Origin of the sequence: Methylobacterium sp. UNCCL125, assembly GCF_900116795.1 — a bacterium.
GTDB lineage: Bacteria > Pseudomonadota > Alphaproteobacteria > Rhizobiales > Beijerinckiaceae > Methylobacterium > Methylobacterium fujisawaense.
The window spans coordinates 1-16500 of sequence record NZ_FPBW01000019.1 but is presented as its reverse complement, the minus strand read 5'-3'; the positions used below and the strand labels follow the sequence as shown (position 1 = coordinate 16500).

Annotated in this window: 16 protein-coding genes; 11 read left to right on the top strand and 5 right to left on the bottom strand. The window is 70.4% G+C overall.

Annotated elements, in window-relative coordinates; all coding sequences use genetic code 11:
• Window positions 1–153: 153 nt before the first annotated feature.
• Entirely contained in the window at window positions 154–474 is a 321-nt protein-coding gene (locus BM396_RS19485) for an Hpt domain-containing protein (protein ID WP_043347408.1), read from the top strand.
• A 134-nt stretch (window positions 475–608) separates the two neighbouring features.
• A complete protein-coding gene (locus BM396_RS19480) occupies window positions 609–929 on the top strand; it encodes a 2Fe-2S iron-sulfur cluster-binding protein (protein ID WP_043347410.1) in 321 nt (106 codons plus the stop codon).
• A gap of 213 nt (window positions 930–1142) precedes the next feature.
• Here BM396_RS19480 and BM396_RS19475 read toward each other — a convergent pair whose 3' ends face one another.
• A complete protein-coding gene (locus BM396_RS19475; RefSeq protein ID WP_043347412.1) occupies window positions 1143–2318 on the bottom strand; it encodes a vWA domain-containing protein in 1176 nt (391 codons plus the stop codon).
• Between the two features lie 335 nt (window positions 2319–2653).
• On the opposite strand from BM396_RS19475, the gene BM396_RS19470 reads away from it, so the two are divergent.
• Window positions 2654–3061, top strand: a complete 408-nt coding sequence (locus BM396_RS19470; RefSeq protein WP_043347415.1) for a hypothetical protein — start codon at window positions 2654–2656, stop codon at window positions 3059–3061.
• Between the two features lie 32 nt (window positions 3062–3093).
• On the opposite strand, the gene BM396_RS19465 is transcribed toward BM396_RS19470, so the two are convergent.
• Together BM396_RS19465 and BM396_RS19460 are read right to left on the bottom strand one after the other, a co-directional pair.
• A complete protein-coding gene (locus tag BM396_RS19465; protein ID WP_078946966.1) occupies window positions 3094–4140 on the bottom strand; it encodes a helix-turn-helix domain-containing protein in 1047 nt (348 codons plus the stop codon).
• A gap of 642 nt (window positions 4141–4782) precedes the next feature.
• The gene (locus tag BM396_RS19460) at window positions 4783–6627 is read right to left on the bottom strand and encodes a cation:proton antiporter domain-containing protein (RefSeq protein ID WP_043382066.1); all 1845 of its coding nucleotides are present in this window, start codon (window positions 6625–6627) and stop codon (window positions 4783–4785) included.
• 314 nt (window positions 6628–6941) lie between these two features.
• Here BM396_RS19460 and BM396_RS19455 point away from each other — a divergent pair, with 314 nt between their 5' ends.
• From BM396_RS19455 to BM396_RS19425, 7 genes are all read left to right on the top strand, one after another.
• On the top strand, window positions 6942–8201 hold the full coding sequence (locus tag BM396_RS19455; protein WP_043347420.1) for a hypothetical protein: 1260 nt from the start codon (window positions 6942–6944) through the stop codon (window positions 8199–8201).
• Window positions 8198–8839, top strand: coding sequence for a hypothetical protein (locus BM396_RS19450; protein WP_043347422.1), 642 nt, complete (start codon window positions 8198–8200; stop codon window positions 8837–8839). Before BM396_RS19455 ends, BM396_RS19450 begins: the two co-directional genes overlap by 4 nt.
• A 230-nt stretch (window positions 8840–9069) precedes the next feature.
• Window positions 9070–9921 (top strand): AAA family ATPase, encoded by an 852-nt coding sequence (locus BM396_RS19445; protein ID WP_043382019.1) that lies wholly within the window; start codon window positions 9070–9072, stop codon window positions 9919–9921.
• Between the two features lie 62 nt (window positions 9922–9983).
• Window positions 9984–10934, top strand: a complete 951-nt coding sequence (locus tag BM396_RS19440; protein WP_043382022.1) for a 3-hydroxyacyl-CoA dehydrogenase family protein — start codon at window positions 9984–9986, stop codon at window positions 10932–10934.
• Window positions 10931–11689 carry an SDR family NAD(P)-dependent oxidoreductase gene (locus BM396_RS19435; protein ID WP_043347437.1) on the top strand — a complete coding sequence of 253 codons (759 nt, stop codon included), beginning with the start codon at window positions 10931–10933 and terminating at the stop codon, window positions 11687–11689. Before BM396_RS19440 ends, BM396_RS19435 begins: the two co-directional genes overlap by 4 nt.
• 17 nt (window positions 11690–11706) lie before the next feature.
• A complete protein-coding gene (locus BM396_RS19430) occupies window positions 11707–12594 on the top strand; it encodes a beta-keto acid cleavage family enzyme (RefSeq protein WP_043382024.1) in 888 nt (295 codons plus the stop codon).
• A gap of 245 nt (window positions 12595–12839) precedes the next feature.
• Window positions 12840–14069 (top strand): ABC transporter substrate-binding protein, encoded by a 1230-nt coding sequence (locus tag BM396_RS19425; protein ID WP_043347444.1) that lies wholly within the window; start codon window positions 12840–12842, stop codon window positions 14067–14069.
• A 157-nt stretch (window positions 14070–14226) separates the two neighbouring features.
• Here the strand turns inward: BM396_RS19425 and BM396_RS19420 are convergent, their stop codons facing one another.
• On the bottom strand, window positions 14227–15096 hold the full coding sequence (locus tag BM396_RS19420; protein WP_043382027.1) for an aldo/keto reductase family oxidoreductase: 870 nt from the start codon (window positions 15094–15096) through the stop codon (window positions 14227–14229).
• Window positions 15097–15188: 92 nt separating this feature from the next.
• Here BM396_RS19420 and BM396_RS19415 point away from each other — a divergent pair, with 92 nt between their 5' ends.
• Window positions 15189–16109: a LysR family transcriptional regulator gene (locus BM396_RS19415; RefSeq protein ID WP_043382030.1), complete on the top strand. Its 921-nt coding sequence runs from the start codon at window positions 15189–15191 to the stop codon at window positions 16107–16109.
• Here BM396_RS19415 and BM396_RS19410 read toward each other — a convergent pair.
• The coding region (locus BM396_RS19410) for an autotransporter outer membrane beta-barrel domain-containing protein (protein WP_139239520.1) at window positions 16093–16500 on the bottom strand (408 nt) is incomplete at its 5' end. The genes BM396_RS19415 and BM396_RS19410 overlap by 17 nt on opposite strands.

Sequence of the window (16500 nt, the reverse complement as noted above, 5' to 3'; positions counted from 1 at the left end):
TTAACCGAATGGTTACCGCGCCCGTCGCTCACCGCGTCCACCATCCTGCCGCAGGGGAGGGGTCCGGCGCGATCCCCACCCGGCGAATCAGGGGGTGAATTGTGTGGATCAGATCCGCAATCCCCGACGAATCCGGATGCCGGGAGCCCGAGCATGCAGGCCATCGACCCCGCGGAACTGGACGCCCAGACCGGTGGCGACGCCGAGCTGGCCCGTGAGGTCCTGGATCTGTTCGCCGGCCAGTGCCGGTCGATCCTGCCGCGCCTCGCCGACCCGGCCGTGCCGCGGGACGCGCGCGCTGACCTCGCCCATACCCTGAAGGGCTCGGCCGCCGGCGTCGGGGCCGTGCGCGTGCGGGCCCTGGCGGATGCCGCGGAGGCGCGCCTGCGGGACGGCACCGGGCCCGTGCCGGTCGACGACCTCGCGGACGCGGTCGCGCAGGCGCTGGCGGAGATCGCGGAGGCCCGGGCCTGACGGGGTCGCCGCAATGCGGCGATCGATCCGGGACCGGTGTCTAATGCCGCGCTTGCATTCCGCGTTTCCAGCCGCCAAGCAGGCACGCCGCCCGTCGGACAGAGTGCGCTCGACGCGAGCCCGGAGCCCCCAGCATGCCCAAGATCACCTACGTCGACCACGCCGGGACGGAGCGGACCGTCGAAGGCAGCGTCGGCGCGACCGTGATGGAGACGGCTCTGCGCAACAACGTGCCGGGCATCGACGCGGAGTGCGGCGGCGCCTGCGCCTGCGCCACCTGCCACGTGTACGTCGCCGACGCGTGGATCGAGGTGGTCGGCAAGGCCCAGGACATGGAGCAGGACATGCTCGACTTCGCCAGCGACGTCCGCGAGAATTCCCGCCTGTCCTGCCAGATCAAGATCACCCCGGCGCTCGACGGACTCGTGGTGACGACGCCGTCCCAGCAGGGCTGACAGGCCCTCCGATCGCGGAGCGGCCGGGCCACGATGTCGCGGAGCGTCCCGATCCCCGCACCCTCATCCTGAGGCGCCGGAGCGCAGCGGAGGCCTCGCAGGAGCCCTCCAGTCAGCGCCGCGATCCCTCGCGCCCGCCTTCAAGGCCCGCAGACGCGGGCACCTCAGGATGAGGCCGCGGATCGGCGCGACGAAGCCGGGGCATACCGAGCCTCACCGCACCAGCGCCCGGGCCGCCGCGTCGAGCCCGTCCAGGGTGAGGGGGAACATCCGGCCGGCGATCAGCCGCTGCATCATGCCGATCGACTGGGTGTAGCCCCAGTGCGTCTCGGGCACCGGGTTCAGCCACGCCGCCTTCGGGAAATGGTCGAGGAGCCGCTGCATCCAGACGGCGCCGGCCTCCGCGTTCCAGTGCTCCACCGAGCCGCCCGGCGTCGCGATCTCGTAGGGGCTCATCGAGGCGTCGCCCACGAAGACGAGCCGGTAGTCGCTGCCATAGGTGCGGATCACGTCGAGCAGCGGCGTCTGCGCCTCGTGCCGCCGCCGGTTCTCGGTCCAGACCGCCTCGTAGGGGCAGTTGTGGAAGTAGTAATGCGCGAGGTGCTTGAACTCCGAGCGCGCCGCCGAGAACAGCGCCTCCGCCTGCTCGATGTGCCAGTCCATCGAGCCGCCGACATCGAGGAACAGCAGCACCTTCACGGCATTGCGCCGCTCCGGCCGCAGCTTCACGTCGATATAGCCCTGGCGGGCGCTCGCCCGGATCGTGCCGTCGAGGTCGAGTTCCTCGGCCGCCCCCGTCCGGGCGAAGCGGCGCAGGCGCCGGAGGGCGAGGCGTAGGTTGCGCGCGCCGATCTCGCGGTCGTCGTCGAGATCCTTGAATTCCCGCTTGTCCCAGACCTTCACCGCCCGGAAGTTGCGGTTCCCGTCCTGGCCGATCCGGATCCCCTCGGGGTTGTAGCCGTAGGCGCCGAAGGGCGAGGTCCCGCCGGTGCCGATCCATTTCGAGCCGCCCTGGTGGCGCCCCTTCTGCTCGGCGAGCCGCTGCTTCAGGGTCTCGAACAGCGTGTCCCAGCCGAGCGCCTTCAACTCCGCCTTCTCGGCCTCGGTCAGGTACTTCTCGGTGAGCTTGCGCAGCCACTCCTCGGGGATCGCCGCGGGCTCGACCGCCTCGCCGAGGGTCTGAAGCCCCTTGAACACCGTGCCGAACACCCTGTCGAACCGGTCGAGATGCGCCTCGTCCTTCACGAGCGCCGTCCGCGACAGGAAGTAGAACGCCTCGACATCGTGCCCGGCGAGGCCCCGGTCCAGGGCGCCGAGCAGGATGAGGTACTCCTTCAGGGAGACGGGGACCTTGGCGTCCCGGAGGGCCGTGAAGAACTGCAGCAGCATCCCGGGAGAACGCGCCAGCCGGGCGCCCGGGTCAAGCCCGCGCGAATCGGCCAAGGCCGCGCCGGGCGGCGCAGGACTTTCTGGGCCGGATTTCGAGTCTTCGGCGATGGTCGACAAGATTTATCGTCGTCGACGCGGCCGGATCTCGGGCCGAAGCGAGTCTCTCCGGGCCGATGGGACTCATAACCTGGGTATAAGTTGTCGAATCTGTTGATATGTGCCCGGACAAGCCTCGCCCGGTCACTCAATCGGTCATGGGAATCGCTCAACTCGGGGCATCGAGTGTGTGCGGACGCGGCGACGCGGTCCGGACCGGACTGGCGAGGAGACCTGCGATGGCGGTCATCCTGCGGAATCTGACGGAATTCAAGCGGTTTCTCGGGAAGCCGGGGGCGACGATTCAGCTGGTGCGCAACACCTTCATGGATCGCCAGCCGGAGGCGACCCGGGACGCGTATCGCGACAAGGGCATGTATGCCCCTCGGGCGGTGCAGGCCCTGTCGCGCAAGGCGGCGGTCTTCACCCTGCGCGGCTATCCCGGGACGGTCTGGCTCTACTGGGACAAGGGCGCCCGCGGCTGGCGCTTCTCCGGCGACACCGTGACGGTGCCCCTGGTCACCGGCCTCGGGCCGGCGGACGAGTTGGTCTACCGGTGCAGCTTCGCCGACGGGTTCGAGCCGGCGCCGCGCAGCCGCGTGACGCGGCGGCCCAAGCACGAGGACGCGCAGCCCGCCCTGATCTGACGGCATCGGCGGCTTGCGCGCACCGGCCCGCTTCAGGCCATGCCGGCCGCCGCGGCGGCGCGTGCCGCCCGCGTGAGTCCGGACGCAACCTTGTACTCCGTCGGCGTCTGCCCGAAGCGCTCCTTGAAGCGGCGGGAGAAGTGCGCCTGGCTGGCGAACCCGCATTGATACGCGATCAGGCCGACCGGCACGACGCCGTTGACCGGATCGGCCAGCTTCGCGTGCGCCAATTGCAGACGGCGCTCCCACATCCAGTCCATCAGTGCGATATTCTCCGCGCTGGCCACCTCCTGAAGCCGGCGGACCGAGATATTGAGCGCGGCCGCGACATCGTTGATCGACAGGCCCTCGACACCGATATGGTCGATGATGAAAGCCCGCGCCCGGCTCAGGATCGCGGCGCCGCCCAGGGACCGGGGCGCGTCGGACTCCACTTTCTCCGCAAAGCCGGCCGCGATGAGTTGGACGGCAATCGCAGCCACGCGCGCCTGGCAGGCCGGATCGAGGGTCGCGCCATGCTTGATCAACGCGGACAGGTACGAGACGATGATAGGAAAGCTGGTCTGCGTCGCGTCGATCGACAATCCCGTCAGGCACCGGGCCGGCCCCATTGCCAGCTCCAGCACGGCCCGCGGGATGAAGACATTGATGATATCCAAGCCTTCAGGATGGGCACCCAGGAAGGGCTGAGTGTTGTCCAGGAGCGAGATCCCGCCGGTACTGGATCGATGGTATTGACCGTGATCCAGATTGAAGGTCCGCTCCGACGCCAGGATGACGAGATAGAAATCGTTATCCGACGATCGGATGTGAGACCGCGTCCGGACCATGGCGTGGGGCGATCCGACGTAGTGCGCGATCGTGAGGTTGTCGACGGTCAGAGTGTTCAACGCGGCGCGAAAGTTCTTTCGCTCCAGATCCACGAACTCGAAACTACCGAACATGGTTCGGCATGCCTCAATCCAGTAATCGAAACGCGCCTGGAGCGGCACCGCGTCCGTATTCATCCGCACGGTCGCGTATTCTGATATGTCCCGATCACCGCCGACCCGCGGAAATCGGCCGTCCCCCTCATACATCGCGACCTCGCTCGACGCCGCACGCACGGATCGGCGGGAAGACCCGGATCGCGAGCCGGTCTTGCGCCGCCGGTTGAACGTTACGTGACGCGCAGAACATCAGGAGACCGCTTTTAGCCATCACGGGCTTCACCTCGCATCAGACGCGCACCGGTCGAATGCCGCAATCCTACATGGCGAAATCTTGAGCCAATCTCACCTGCAATCGCACCGCGCCCTCAGAGGCACCTGCGGGCGAAGACAAAAGTCGCAGAGATCGAATCGATGCCAGCCAAACAAAGAACTACTTAGGCAAATATTCCGTAATATCGTATTTGAACACGCGACCCCTAGCAGCACGCACTACAGACTTCACGCGAAAAAAATTTGGCGCCGTTTTCTGTTCGAATCAATCGCGTCGAAAGATTTCGACGTCTCCTGCGCCTGCCGGCCGCCGCCGCAGCACGACTTGGCTGAAGCTGGGAAGCGGCCGGGGTTGGACGCGGCAGGACCCGCAACCGGGCCTGGGACAGCAGGCAGTCGTGATCCTGCCCTTGGTCGGGCGGCGGAATCGGCACGCTCTCCGGTTCCGCAGACGGACAGCGGACGCGCTACCGCGGCGGCGCCCCGCTGGTTCGGCAGGGCTGCGGCTCACGCCTCCTGTCACGCCTCCTGGCCGGCCGCCTCCTGGCGCTCGGGCTCGCGCTTGGCCGGCGGCTTGCCCAGAGCCTTGCCCACCGTGCGGCGGGCGCGGAAGATCGGCTTCGCCTCGTTCTCGCGCTTCTTCAGCAGGGTCCGGTACTCGTCGCGCCGCTCGTGGATCGACGCGATGACGAGCCCCATCGGGACGCCGACATCGACCAGCACGGCCTCCGAGAGCTGCAGGGAGGCCTCGATCGTCTCCGGCACCGCGTCGTCGACGCCGAGTTCGTAGAGGGACGACGCGTGACGGGCGTCGCGGGCACGGGCCACGATGGTCAGGTCCGGCCGCTCGGCCCGGGCCGCCACCACCGCCGCCTCGACGGCGCGCGGGTTGTCCAGGGTGACGACCAGGGCCCGGGCCGTGGCGATGTCGCAGCGGCGCAGCATCTCGGTGCTGCCGCTGTCGCCGAAATAGACCGGCGCCCCGGCGCGGCGCTGCTCGGCCACCCGCGCGGCGTCGGAATCGAGGGCGAGGTACGGGATCTGGTGCCGCTCCAGCATCTCGCCGACCTGCCGGCCGACGCGGCCGAAGCCCGCGACGATCACCCGGTTGTCCACCCGCTCCGGCACCGGCTCGGCCTTGGCGGCGGCCTGGGCGCTGGCCGTCGCCCGCATCTTGAGCCGCCGGCCGACGACGGCGAGCGCCGGGATCATGATCATGGTGACGGTGGTCACCACGAGGGCGGCCGCGCCGACCTCCTCCGGCACGAGCCCGGTGGCCATGGCGCCGCCGATCAGCACGTAGGCGAACTCGCCGCCCGGCCCGAGCAGCAGCGCCGTCTCCAGCGCCACGGGCCGGGGGATCTTCAGGACCGGAGCCGCCATCATCACCACGGCGGCCTTGATCAGGACCAGCGCCAGGGACAATCCGAGGATCGCGCCGGGACTCGCCATGAGCTGGGCCGGGTCCAGGTTCATGCCCACCGAGACGAAGAACACGCCGAGCAGGAGGCCCTTGAACGGGTCGATCGTCGCCTCGATCGCCCGGCGGTACTCGGTCTCGGCCAGCAGAAGGCCGGCCACGAAGGCGCCGAGCGTCATCGACAGGCCGCTCGCCGCCGCGGTCAGCGCCGTGCCGACGATGACCAGCAGGCAGGCGGCCATGAACAGCTCGGTGGAGCGCGTGCGCGCCACCAGCTGGAACAGCGGGCGCAGGGCGAGGCGGCCGGCGACCACGATCAGGACCAGCGCGATCGCCGCCTGCCCGAGCGCCATGGCCAGCGCCCAGCCCTTGTCGCCGCCGTCGTCGCGGCCGAGCACCGCGATGGCGAACAGGACCGGCGCCACCGCCAGATCCTGGAACAGCAGGACCGCGAAGCTGGTGCGGCCGGTGGGCGCGTTCAGCCGCTTCTGCTCGGCCAGCACCGGCAGCACCACGGCGGTGGAGGACAGGGCGAGGCCGATGCCGACGATCGCCGCGCCGGTGAGCGGCACGCCGAGCCCGTACAGGATCGCCCCGAGGATCAGCGCGGAGCAGCCCACCTGCAGGGAGCCGAGGCCGAAGACCAGCCGGCGCAGCACCCGCAGGCGCTCCCAGGACAGCTCGATCCCGATCATGAACATCAGGAAGATCACGCCGAATTCAGCGAGGTGCGCGATCTCGGCCCGGTTGCCGATGGTGAAGAGGTGAACGGAGGGATAGGTGTCGGCCAGCCGGCCGAGGCCGAAGGGTCCGAGCAGGGCGCCGGCGCCGATGAAGCCGAGCACCGGCGAGATCCGCAGGCGGTGGAACAGCGGCACCACGATGCCCGCTGTGACGAGGAACAGGATCGCTTCCTTGTAGGAGCCGGCATGGACCTCTGGCATCGGCGGCGGATCGAACCTCGTCTCTCGGGGCTGCGGGGGGACGCCGATCACGGCTTCGCGATCATGGGTCGTCGCCGTGCTGCGGGCAACCGCTTTCAGGCCGGGAATGGGCCGGCGCAGGTGCGCTCCGACACAAGCCGGATACATCGATCGGGTGAGACATTTCCGCCACCGGGGCGATGCTGCGGGCGATCACCCGGTGGATGTGTACGGCGGGTGTGTGCAACGCGGCTCAAAATCGGCACAATGGGCGCATACACGCCTGAGTTAACCGGGGGTTAAGCTCGGCCGGGCCCTGCCCGGAACTGGACCGGATGGATGCGACGAGGCCGATGATCTCCATCAAATCGATATTCTCCGGTCCGACAGCGCCCCCCAGCCGCGATCGCGAGCGCGAGAAGCGCGAGTGGAAGCTCGAGTCGGACCGCTGGCGCCACCAGCGCCACGTCGAGAAGGGCTACCGCATCAAGTGGGGCTACGTGGCAATCGCGTACCTCGTCGAGTTCATGGTGATCGGCGCCTCGCTCTGGGGCGCGTGGCTGTTCGCCGGCGTCTACAGCGACGGCGACTGGCACGCCTTCTACTTCATGCTGCTGGCGCCCCTGGTCTACGCCGCGGTGGAGCTGTGCCGGGTGCCGCTGGGCATCCTAGCGCGCACCCAGCGCTCGCATTTCGTGCGCGGGCTGGCGGTGCTGGGCATCATCTTCGCGGCGGGCGTGACCACCAAGTCGGTGTCGCAGCTCGGCGAGATGATGTTCCATCCCCGCCTGATGGAGGCGGCCCGGACCAAGACGGCCCTGAAGGACGCCCAGGCCGACCGTGCCACGATCGGCGACCGCATCAAGGCGGCGGACGAACGCGTGGCCCAGTACACGGCCGAGCTCGACCAGATCGAGAAGCGTTCCGCCGACAACGCCCAGCAGCTCGCCGGCCTGCCGGCCCAGCGCTGCGAGCGGGTCTTCGGCACCAACAGCAAGGGCCGGAAGTACCAGAACCTGAAATGCGTGGCCGATCCGCGGGTCGCCGCCCTGTCGCAGGGTGTCGCCAAGGCGTCCGCCGACCGCGCCGGGATGATCAAGGACCTGGAGGAGGCCCGCAAGGCCCGCGCCGCCCTCGATCCCGGCGCCGCCGACCGGCGCGTGGCCGATGCCGAGCAGGGCTACCGCAACGCGGTCAACCGCTCGCAGCTCCATTCCTTCACCGCCATGGTCTACGGCGTCGACCCGATCGACGTGACCGAGAGCCAGGTCCACGCCTTCCTGCGGATCTTCGTATTCCTGCCCGCGGTCTGCGCCGCCTTCGCGTCGACGATCCTGGCCCTCTGCGCGGTCTCGACCCGCCGGACCTTCATGGACGAGGACGACCTCGGCGCCGCCGTGAACCCGGAAGCGGCGCCGTACATGCTCGACGCGATCGCCGACGCCCTGCGTTCGAACCCTGAGCCGATCCTGCCGCGGGCCGCCAACGCCTCGGGGGCAGTGATCCCGATGAACCGCCCGGCGCAAGGCCAGCAGGCGCTGCCCAACCAGGCCCATCCGGGCCAGACCCTCCCTGCCGCTGGAGCCGGCGCATGAACTACGTCGCGAGCGGGACCCCCGAGAACATCGCCCTCGCCCAGCAGGTGAATTCCCGCCTGCGGGCGGATTCGAGCTACGTCGCCGCCCGGGCCTTCCTGTTCCGGGCGCTGGGTTTCGGCGCCTTCGCGTGCCTCGCCGGGATCGGCATCGGGGCGGCGGCCTATGGCTGGGCGACGCTCAACCAGTTCGACACCGCGGCGGAGAAGATCGCCGCCGCCATGCAGGCCGCCCTCTCGGACGTGACCCTGAAGACCAAGGGCGAAGTCACGCTGACCGACAACGTCTTGAAGCTCGAAGGCCTGCCCAAGGCATCCGCGTCGCCGACCCCCACCAAGGCGCAGCTCGGCAGCGACGCGGCCCCGGCCTCGAAGGCGACGGTGAACACCACCTTCACGGTGTTCAAGCAGGTGCCCTATCTCGACGGGCAGATCGTGACCGGCTGGAACTTCAAGGACAGCGCCGACCAGCCCTACCAGCAATATTGCTACTTCTCCCGCCGCACGGCCGAGGCGAAGGGGCAGGTCGAGATCAAGATCGACCTCGCCATGGACGGCAAGACCCTGCCGCAGCCGCAGAAGTCGGACGTGAACCTCGAGATCCTGGCCCGGAACTGCGTCTGGCACGAGAAGGGCTGACCAGGTCCCGAGGTTGAGCTCGGATCTCCACCCTCATCCTGAGGTGCCGGAGCGAAGCGGAGGTCTCGAAAGAGGCCTCCATCCGGCCGCGCGTTCCCTGGAGCCTTCCTGCGGGGCCCGCTGACGCGGGCGTCTCAGGATGCGGACGCGGGTCGGATCCGGCGCCGCGCTTGCGGCCCGGCCGCGCGCCGCGTTACCCCTGGGCTCAAGCCCCTCTCTCCGAGACCGCGATGCGCTTTTCCGGAACCGAGACCTACGTCGCGACCCCCGACCTCACCGCGGCGGTCAACGCCGCCGTGGTGCTGGAACGCCCGCTTCTGGTGAAGGGCGAGCCCGGCACCGGCAAGACGGTGCTGGCCGAGGAGATCGCCAGGGGACTCGGCGCGCCGCTGATCGTCTGGAACATCAAGTCGACCACCAAGGCGCAGCAGGGTCTCTACGAGTACGACGCGGTCTCGCGCCTGCGCGACTCCCAGCTCGGCGATCCCCGGGTCTCGGAGATCGGGAACTACATCCGGCGCGGCAAGCTCTGGGAGGCGTTCACCGCGCCCGAGCGCCCGGTCCTGCTGATCGACGAGATCGACAAGGCCGATATCGAGTTCCCCAACGACCTCCTCACCGAACTCGACCGGATGGAGTTCCACGTCTACGAGACCGGCGAGACCGTCAAAGCCGTGCGCCGGCCGATCGTGATCATCACGTCGAACAACGAGAAGGAGCTGCCGGACGCCTTCCTGCGCCGCTGCTTCTTCCACTACATCAAGTTCCCCGACGCCGAGACGCTGCTGCGCATCGTCGACGTCCACTATCCGGGCATCAAGCACCGCCTCGTCGAGGAGGCCCTGCGGACCTTCCTGGCCTTGCGCGAGGTGCCGGGCCTGAAGAAGAAGCCTTCGACCTCGGAACTGCTCGACTGGCTGAAGCTCCTCGTCTCCGAGGACATCGCCCCCGAGACCCTGCGCGAGCAGGACGGCCGCAAGCTGATCCCGCCCCTGCACGGGGCGCTCCTGAAGAACGAGCAGGATGTCAGCCTCTTCGAGAAGCTGGCCTTCATGATGCGCCGGGACCAGCGCGGCGGCTGAATTCGCGTGAAGACCCGAGGACTCCCGCCAGAGGAGCCCGGGACAGGGACGGAGCGTGCGGCATGGGCGAGATCGCGATCGTCGGCGGCGGCGTGATGGGGCACGGCATCGCCCTGGTGCTGGCGCTCGGCGGCCACGGCGTGCGGATCACCGACACGTCACCGGAGACCCGCGCGCGGGTGCCCGGCCTGATGGAATCGGCGCTGGCCACCCTGCAGGAGGCAGGGGCCGCGCCCGCGGGCTGGGATGCCGGGCGACTGGCACGGGCCGTCCGGGTCGAGGCGGCGCTGGACGCGGCGGTGGCGGGCGCCGGCCTCGTCATCGAGGCGATCACCGAGAATCCGGAGGCCAAGCGCGCCCTGTTCGCCGAGCTCGACCGGCTCTGCCCGGCCGACGCGATCCTCGCCAGCAACACCAGCTATCTCGACGTGTTCCCGCTGATCCCGGATGCCCGGCAGGCGCGGGCGCTGATCCTGCACTGGTACACGCCGCCCTACATCGTCGACCTCGTCGACGTGGTCCCGGGGCCCGGCACGGATCCGGCGGTGGTCGCCGCCATGGCCGACCTCGTGCGCGGCCTCGGGCAGGTCCCGATCGTGCTGAAGCGCTTCATCCCCGGCTACATCGCCAACCGCATCCAGCAGGCGATCAGCGCCGAGGTGTTCCGGCTCCTCGACGAGGACGTTGCCGCGCCGCGGGACATCGACGAGGCGATCATCCACGGGCTCTCCTTGCGCATCCCGATCCTCGGCCACCTCGCCAAGGCCGACTTCACCGGCCTGGAACTGACGCAGCGCGCGCTGGCCAACGGCAGCTACGCGCCGCCGCCGCCGCGCACCCGCTCCGAGACCCTCGACGCCCTCTGCGCCGCGGGCCGGACCGGGGTGATGGCGGGGCGCGGCTATTTCGACTGGGGCGGCCGGGCGCCCGCGGAGCTGTTCCGCGAGCGCGACCGCAAGCTCCTGGCGCTCAAGGCGGCGATGGCCGGGATCGGCCGGATGGAGGGATCATGATCGGAGCGGACCTGTCCGGACGGCGCGTCCTCGTCACCGGAGCCTCGTCGGGCATCGGGCTGGCGACGGTGGAGATCTTCGCCCGCAACGGCGCCGCGGTGGCGCTGAACCACCTGCCCGACGATCCCCGCGGTCCCGCCGAGGCCGCGCGACTTGCCGGGACGGGGCTCTCGGTGCTCGCGCTGCCCGGGGATGTGTCGCGGGCGGGCGAGGCCGAGGCGATGGTGGCGGCCGGGATCGACCGGCTCGGCGGCCTCGACGTGCTCGTCAACAATGCCGGGACGTCGGGCACGACCACGCCCATCGCCTTCGAGGATCTCGACGCGATGAGTGAGGATTTTTGGGCCACGATCCTGGCGACCAACCTCCTCGGGCCGTTCCGCTGCGCCCGGGCCGCGGCCGCGACCCTCAAGGCGAGCCGGGGCGCCATCGTCAACACCGCCTCGGTGGCCGGGCTCGGGCGGCGGGGCTCCTCGGTGGCCTACGCGGCCAGCAAGGCCGGGCTGATCAACCTGACCCGCAGCCTCGCCCGGGCGCTGGCGCCCGACGTGCGGGTCAACGCGGTGGCGCCGGGCCTCGTGGCCACGCCCTGGACCGAGCCGTGGTCGGAGGCGCGCAAGGCCTCGACGGTGGAGCGCACGATGCTCGGCCGCATGGCCCGGCCGGAGGACATCGCCGAGACGATCTTCTTCCTCGCGGCGGGGGCGGCTTACATCACCGGCGAGACGATCACGGTCGACGGCGGGGCGATCTGAGCCCGGGGAGGACGAAGATGTCGAGCACCACCGTCATCACCTGTGCCCTCACGGGCTCCTTCGACACGCCGAAGAAGAACCCGGCCGTGCCGGTGAGCCCGAAAGCCATCGCCCAGTCGGCCCTCGAGGCCGCCGCCGCCGGGGCCGCGGTGGTCCACATCCACGTCCGCGATCCCGAGACCGCCGCGCCCAGCATGGAGTTGGCCCATTACCGCGAGGTGGTGGAACGGATCCGCGACCAGAACGACAGCGTGATCCTCAACCTGACCACGGGGGCGGGGGGCCGGTTCGTGCCCGGCGATCCCGATCCGGCCGTCGCCGGCCCGGGCACCACCTTCGTGAGCCCGGAAGCCCGCACCCGGCACGTGGCGGCACTCACACCCGAGATCTGCACCCTCGACGTCGCCACGATGAATTTCGGCGAGCACCTGTTCCTCAACACCCCCGGCCACCTGCGGGCGATGGCGGGTCACATCCGGGCGGCGGGGGTGAAGCCGGAGATCGAGGTGTTCGATCTCGGCCAGATCGAGCTGGCCCGGCACCTGATCGCCGAGGGGCATCTGGCGCGGCCGCCGCTGTTCCAGATCTGCCTCGGCATCCCCTGGGGAGCGCCGGCGACACCGGAAGCCCTGGTGGCGATGCGCGCCCGGCTGCCGGAGGACGCGGTCTGGTCGGCCTTCGGCATCGGCCGGGAGGAGTTCCCGATCCTCGCGGTCGCCGCCGGCATGGGCGGCAACGTCCGCGTCGGGCTGGAGGATAACCTGTACCTGTCCCGCGGCACCCTCGCGCCGAGCAACGCCGCGCTGGTGGAGAAGGCCGTGAGCCTGCTGGCCCATATCGACCGTGCGCCGGCCACGCCCGATCAGGCGCGGGCGATCTTCGGGCTGGCGCCGCGGGGCGGTTGAGAGTCCGGTCGCCGCCGCTCACCCGTCATCACGTGCGCAGCGAAGACGGGGTGGCGCCTCGGAGAAGCGAATGCCCGTCCGCGATCACCGAAGCGTCGTCGCGGGCGGGGAAGGCGGCCCCTGACGGAACGCCCGCATCCTCACGCGTTGCCGTATCGACTGCGATCCCCCCCGGATAGTCTGCCCCTTGAGAAGAACCGAGCGGCGATCAACGCCGCCGCGTTCGGACAAACAGGGAGAGAGACATGACGGTCCGCCACCACGTCGCGCGACTGCTCGGGAGCTTGTGCGCGCTCGGCGCCGGCGCCGCCTTCGCGGCCGACCTCGTCCCGGTGAAGATCGGCGTCCTGAACGACCGCTCGGGCGTCTACTTCGATTCCACCGGCGAGGGCTCGGTGGTGGCCGCCCGCATGGCGGTCGAGGACTTCAAGCCGGAGGCGCAGGGGCTGAAGGTCGAGGTCGTCTCCGCCGACCACCAGAACAAGCCCGATGTCGGCGCCTCCGTCACCCGGCAATGGTACGACCGCGACGGCGTCGACGCGGTGTTCGACGTGCCGACCTCCTCGGTGGCGCTCGCCATCGCGCAGATCACCAAGGAGAAGAACAAGGCCTTCATCAACTCGGGGGGCGGCACCGCCGACCTCACCGGCCCGGCCTGCACGCCCAACACCGTGCACTGGACCTACGACACGGCGGCGCTCGCCAACGGCACCGGCAAGGCGATGCTCAAGCGCGGCGGCAAGACCTGGTACTTCATCACCGCCGACTACGCCTTCGGCCTCGCCCTGGAGCGCGACACCAAGGCCGTGGTGGAGAAGAACGGCGGCACGGTCGTCGGCGGCGTGCGCACGCCCTTCCCGAACCCGGACTTCTCCTCGTTCCTCCTCCAGGCCCAGGCCTCGGGGGCGCAGGTGATCGGGCTCGCCGATGCCGGCCTCGACGCCGCCAACGCCATCAAGCAGGCGCACGAGTTCGGCATCCGCCAGGGCGGCCAGAAGATCGCCGCCCTGCTGATCGCCATCACCGACATCCACTCGCTGGGCCTGGAGGTGGCGCAGGGGCTCGACTTCACGGCCTCGTTCTACTGGGACCTCAACGACGGCACCCGCGCCTTCGCGGAGCGGTTCGAGAAGCGCATGCCCGGCAAGAAGCCGACCTCGTACCAGGCGGGCGTCTACGCCAGCACGCTGCACTACCTGAAGGCGGTGGCGGCCCTGCATTCGGCCAAGGACGGCGCCGCCGTGGTGGCCAAGATGAAGGAGATGCCCACCGACGACCCGCTGTTCGGCAAGGGGACGATCCGGCCGGACGGGCGCAAGATCCACCCGATGTACCTGTTCGAGGCCAAGGCGCCCTCCGAGTCGAAGGGCGCGTGGGACCTCTACAAGGTGCTGGAGACGATCCCCGCCGAGCAGGCCTTCCGCCCGATGAGCGAGGGCGGCTGCCCGATGGTGGCCGGCATGACCGCGAAGTAGGGGCCCGAGCTATCCCACCAAACCCCTCAGCCTGAGGTGCCGCGCAGCGGCCGCGAAGGAGAGCTCCAGGGATCGCGGCGGTATCGGGAGGGCTCCTTCGAGGCTTCCGCTTCGCTCCAGCACCTCAGGATGAGGGCGGGGGTCGGATGAGCGCCTCTCACGCCGCCCCGATCCGGTCGAGCGCCGCCATGGCCTCCTCCGGCAGGCTGAGCTCCGCCGCCGCGAGGTTCTCGCGCAGATGGCCGAGGGACGACGTCCCCGGGATCAGCAGGATGTTGGGCGACCGGCGGAGCAGCCACGCTAGCGCTACCTGCATCGGCGTCGCGCCGAGCCCGGCGGCCACCTCCGACAGGGTGCCCGATTGCAGCGGGCTGAACCCGCCCAGCGGGAAGAACGGCACGTAGGCGGTGCCGGAAGCCGCGAGGGCGTCGATGAAGGCGTCGTCGCCCCGATGCGCGAGATTGTACTGGTTCTGCACGCAGACGATGTCGGTGATCCGGCGCCCGTCCGCGACCTGACGCGGCGTGGCGTTGCTCAGGCCGATCCGGCGGATCAGCCCCTGGCGCTGGAGATCGGCCAGCACGGTAAGCGGCGCCTCGACCGGGCCCTCCGCCGGCCCGTGGACGTCGAACATCAGGCGCAGGTTGACCACGTCGAGGGCCTCGACGCCGAGGTTGCGCAGGTTGTCGTGGACCGCCTGCGTCAGCTCCGCGGCCGAGAAGGCCGGGTTCCACGAGGCGTCGGCCCCGCGCTTCGCGCCGACCTTGGTGACGATCACGAGGTCGTCCGGGTAGGGGTGCAGCGCCTCGCGGATGATCTGGTTGGTGACGTGCGGCCCGTAGAAGTCGCTGGTGTCGATGTGGTCGACGCCCGCGGCGACGGCCGCGCGCAGCACCGCGATGGCGGCGGCGCGGTCCCTGGGCGGCCCGAACACGCCCGGCCCGGCGAGTTGCATGGCCCCGTAGCCGAGCCGCTTCACCCTGCGGTCGCCGAGTTGGAACGTGCCGGCCTGCGCGATGTCGGTCATGACGGATCTCCTGTTCGCGTCCCGGATGTAGACGCCAGCGATTCGACAGATAAGCGGTGACAATCGGCACGGGCTGTGCGGATCTTCGAACAATGACCCAGGATCTCACGGACCTCGCCGCCTTCGTGACCGTGGCGCGGGCCGGCGGCTTCCGCGAGGCCGCCCGCGCCGGGGGCGGGAGTGCGTCGCGCCTCAGCGAGGCGGTGCGCCGGCTGGAGACGGGGCTCGGCGTGCGCCTCCTGAACCGCACCACCCGCAGCGTCGCGCCCACCGAGGCGGGCATGCGCCTGCTGGAGCGGCTCGGCCCGGCTTTGGCCGAGGTGGAATCCGCCCTCGACGTGGTGAACGGGTTCCGCGACCGGCCGGCCGGGACGCTGCGGCTCAACGTGCCGCTGAGCGCGGCGCGCCTCGTGCTGCCGGCCCTCGTGCCGCCCTTCCTGGCGGCCTACCCGGAGATCCGCCTGGAGGTGGTCGTCGAGGACGGGTTCGTCGACGTGCTGGCGGCGGGCTGCGACGGCGGGATCCGCTACGACGAGCGGCTGGAGCAGGACATGATCGCCGTGCCGATCGGCCCGCGGCGGCAGCGCTTCGCCACCGCCGCGTCCCCGGCCTATCTCGACCGGCGCGGCCGGCCGGAGCATCCGCGCGACCTCCTCGCCCATGCCTGCCTGCTCGGCCGGTTCCCGAGCGGCGCCCTGACGGCGCCCTGGGAGTTCGAGCGCGACGGCGACATCGTCCGGGTGGACCCGTCCGGGCCGCTGATCGTGCGGGTCGCCGCCAGCGACCTCGCGGTGGAAGCCGCGGTCGCGGGTACCGGGATCGTCCACCTGTTCGAGGACTGGCTGCGCCCGCAGCTCGCGAGCGGCGCCCTGGAGCCGGTGCTGGAACCCTGGTGGCAGGTCTTCTCCGGCCCGTTCCTCTACTATCCGGGCCGGCGGCTCTTGCCGGCGCCCCTGCGCGCCTTCGTGGATTTCGTCGGCGCGCAGGCGTCGCGCGCTAGAACCGGAGGGTGAAGGTGCCCTTCACGGCCTGATCCTGGGCGCGGGCGCCGGTCTGGCCCGTGTAGGCCACGCCCAGGCTCGCGTTCGGCGCCACCGCCAGATCGAGCCCGACCTGCGCCACCAGCGCGTCCCGGTCGATCGGCACGCCCGCGCTCAGGAAGGCCGGGCCCGTGCCGAACCGCAGCAGGGCCGTCGGCACCACGTCGCCGAACGCCCGCCGGTAGCCGACCAGACCCCGCAGCGTCACCGGAAGACCCAACCCCAGCTCCAGGCCCGTCTGCGCCCGCACCCCCACGGTCGCCGCGCCCAGATCGTAGTCCCGCGCGACGCTCGCCAGCGCCGCCGCGCCCCCGGTCTCCGCGAAGGCGTCCCGCCGGATGCCGACATACGCCCCGCCGACGAA

Excerpts from the sequence above, each read along its gene's own strand:
- BM396_RS19485 (WP_043347408.1), top strand. The coding sequence starts at position 154 with ATGCAGGCCATCGACCCCGCGGAACTGGACGCCCAGACCGGTGGCGAC.
- BM396_RS19480 (WP_043347410.1), top strand. The coding sequence starts at position 609 with ATGCCCAAGATCACCTACGTCGACCACGCCGGGACGGAGCGGACCGTC.
- BM396_RS19475 (WP_043347412.1), bottom strand. The coding sequence starts at position 2,318 with ATGCTGCTGCAGTTCTTCACGGCCCTCCGGGACGCCAAGGTCCCCGTC.
- BM396_RS19470 (WP_043347415.1), top strand. The coding sequence starts at position 2,654 with ATGGCGGTCATCCTGCGGAATCTGACGGAATTCAAGCGGTTTCTCGGG.
- BM396_RS19465 (WP_078946966.1), bottom strand. The coding sequence starts at position 4,140 with ATGTATGAGGGGGACGGCCGATTTCCGCGGGTCGGCGGTGATCGGGAC.
- BM396_RS19460 (WP_043382066.1), bottom strand. The coding sequence starts at position 6,627 with ATGCCAGAGGTCCATGCCGGCTCCTACAAGGAAGCGATCCTGTTCCTC.
- BM396_RS19455 (WP_043347420.1), top strand. The coding sequence starts at position 6,942 with ATGGATGCGACGAGGCCGATGATCTCCATCAAATCGATATTCTCCGGT.
- BM396_RS19450 (WP_043347422.1), top strand. The coding sequence starts at position 8,198 with ATGAACTACGTCGCGAGCGGGACCCCCGAGAACATCGCCCTCGCCCAG.
- BM396_RS19445 (WP_043382019.1), top strand. The coding sequence starts at position 9,070 with ATGCGCTTTTCCGGAACCGAGACCTACGTCGCGACCCCCGACCTCACC.
- BM396_RS19440 (WP_043382022.1), top strand. The coding sequence starts at position 9,984 with ATGGGCGAGATCGCGATCGTCGGCGGCGGCGTGATGGGGCACGGCATC.
- BM396_RS19435 (WP_043347437.1), top strand. The coding sequence starts at position 10,931 with ATGATCGGAGCGGACCTGTCCGGACGGCGCGTCCTCGTCACCGGAGCC.
- BM396_RS19430 (WP_043382024.1), top strand. The coding sequence starts at position 11,707 with ATGTCGAGCACCACCGTCATCACCTGTGCCCTCACGGGCTCCTTCGAC.
- BM396_RS19425 (WP_043347444.1), top strand. The coding sequence starts at position 12,840 with ATGACGGTCCGCCACCACGTCGCGCGACTGCTCGGGAGCTTGTGCGCG.
- BM396_RS19420 (WP_043382027.1), bottom strand. The coding sequence starts at position 15,096 with ATGACCGACATCGCGCAGGCCGGCACGTTCCAACTCGGCGACCGCAGG.
- BM396_RS19415 (WP_043382030.1), top strand. The coding sequence starts at position 15,189 with ATGACCCAGGATCTCACGGACCTCGCCGCCTTCGTGACCGTGGCGCGG.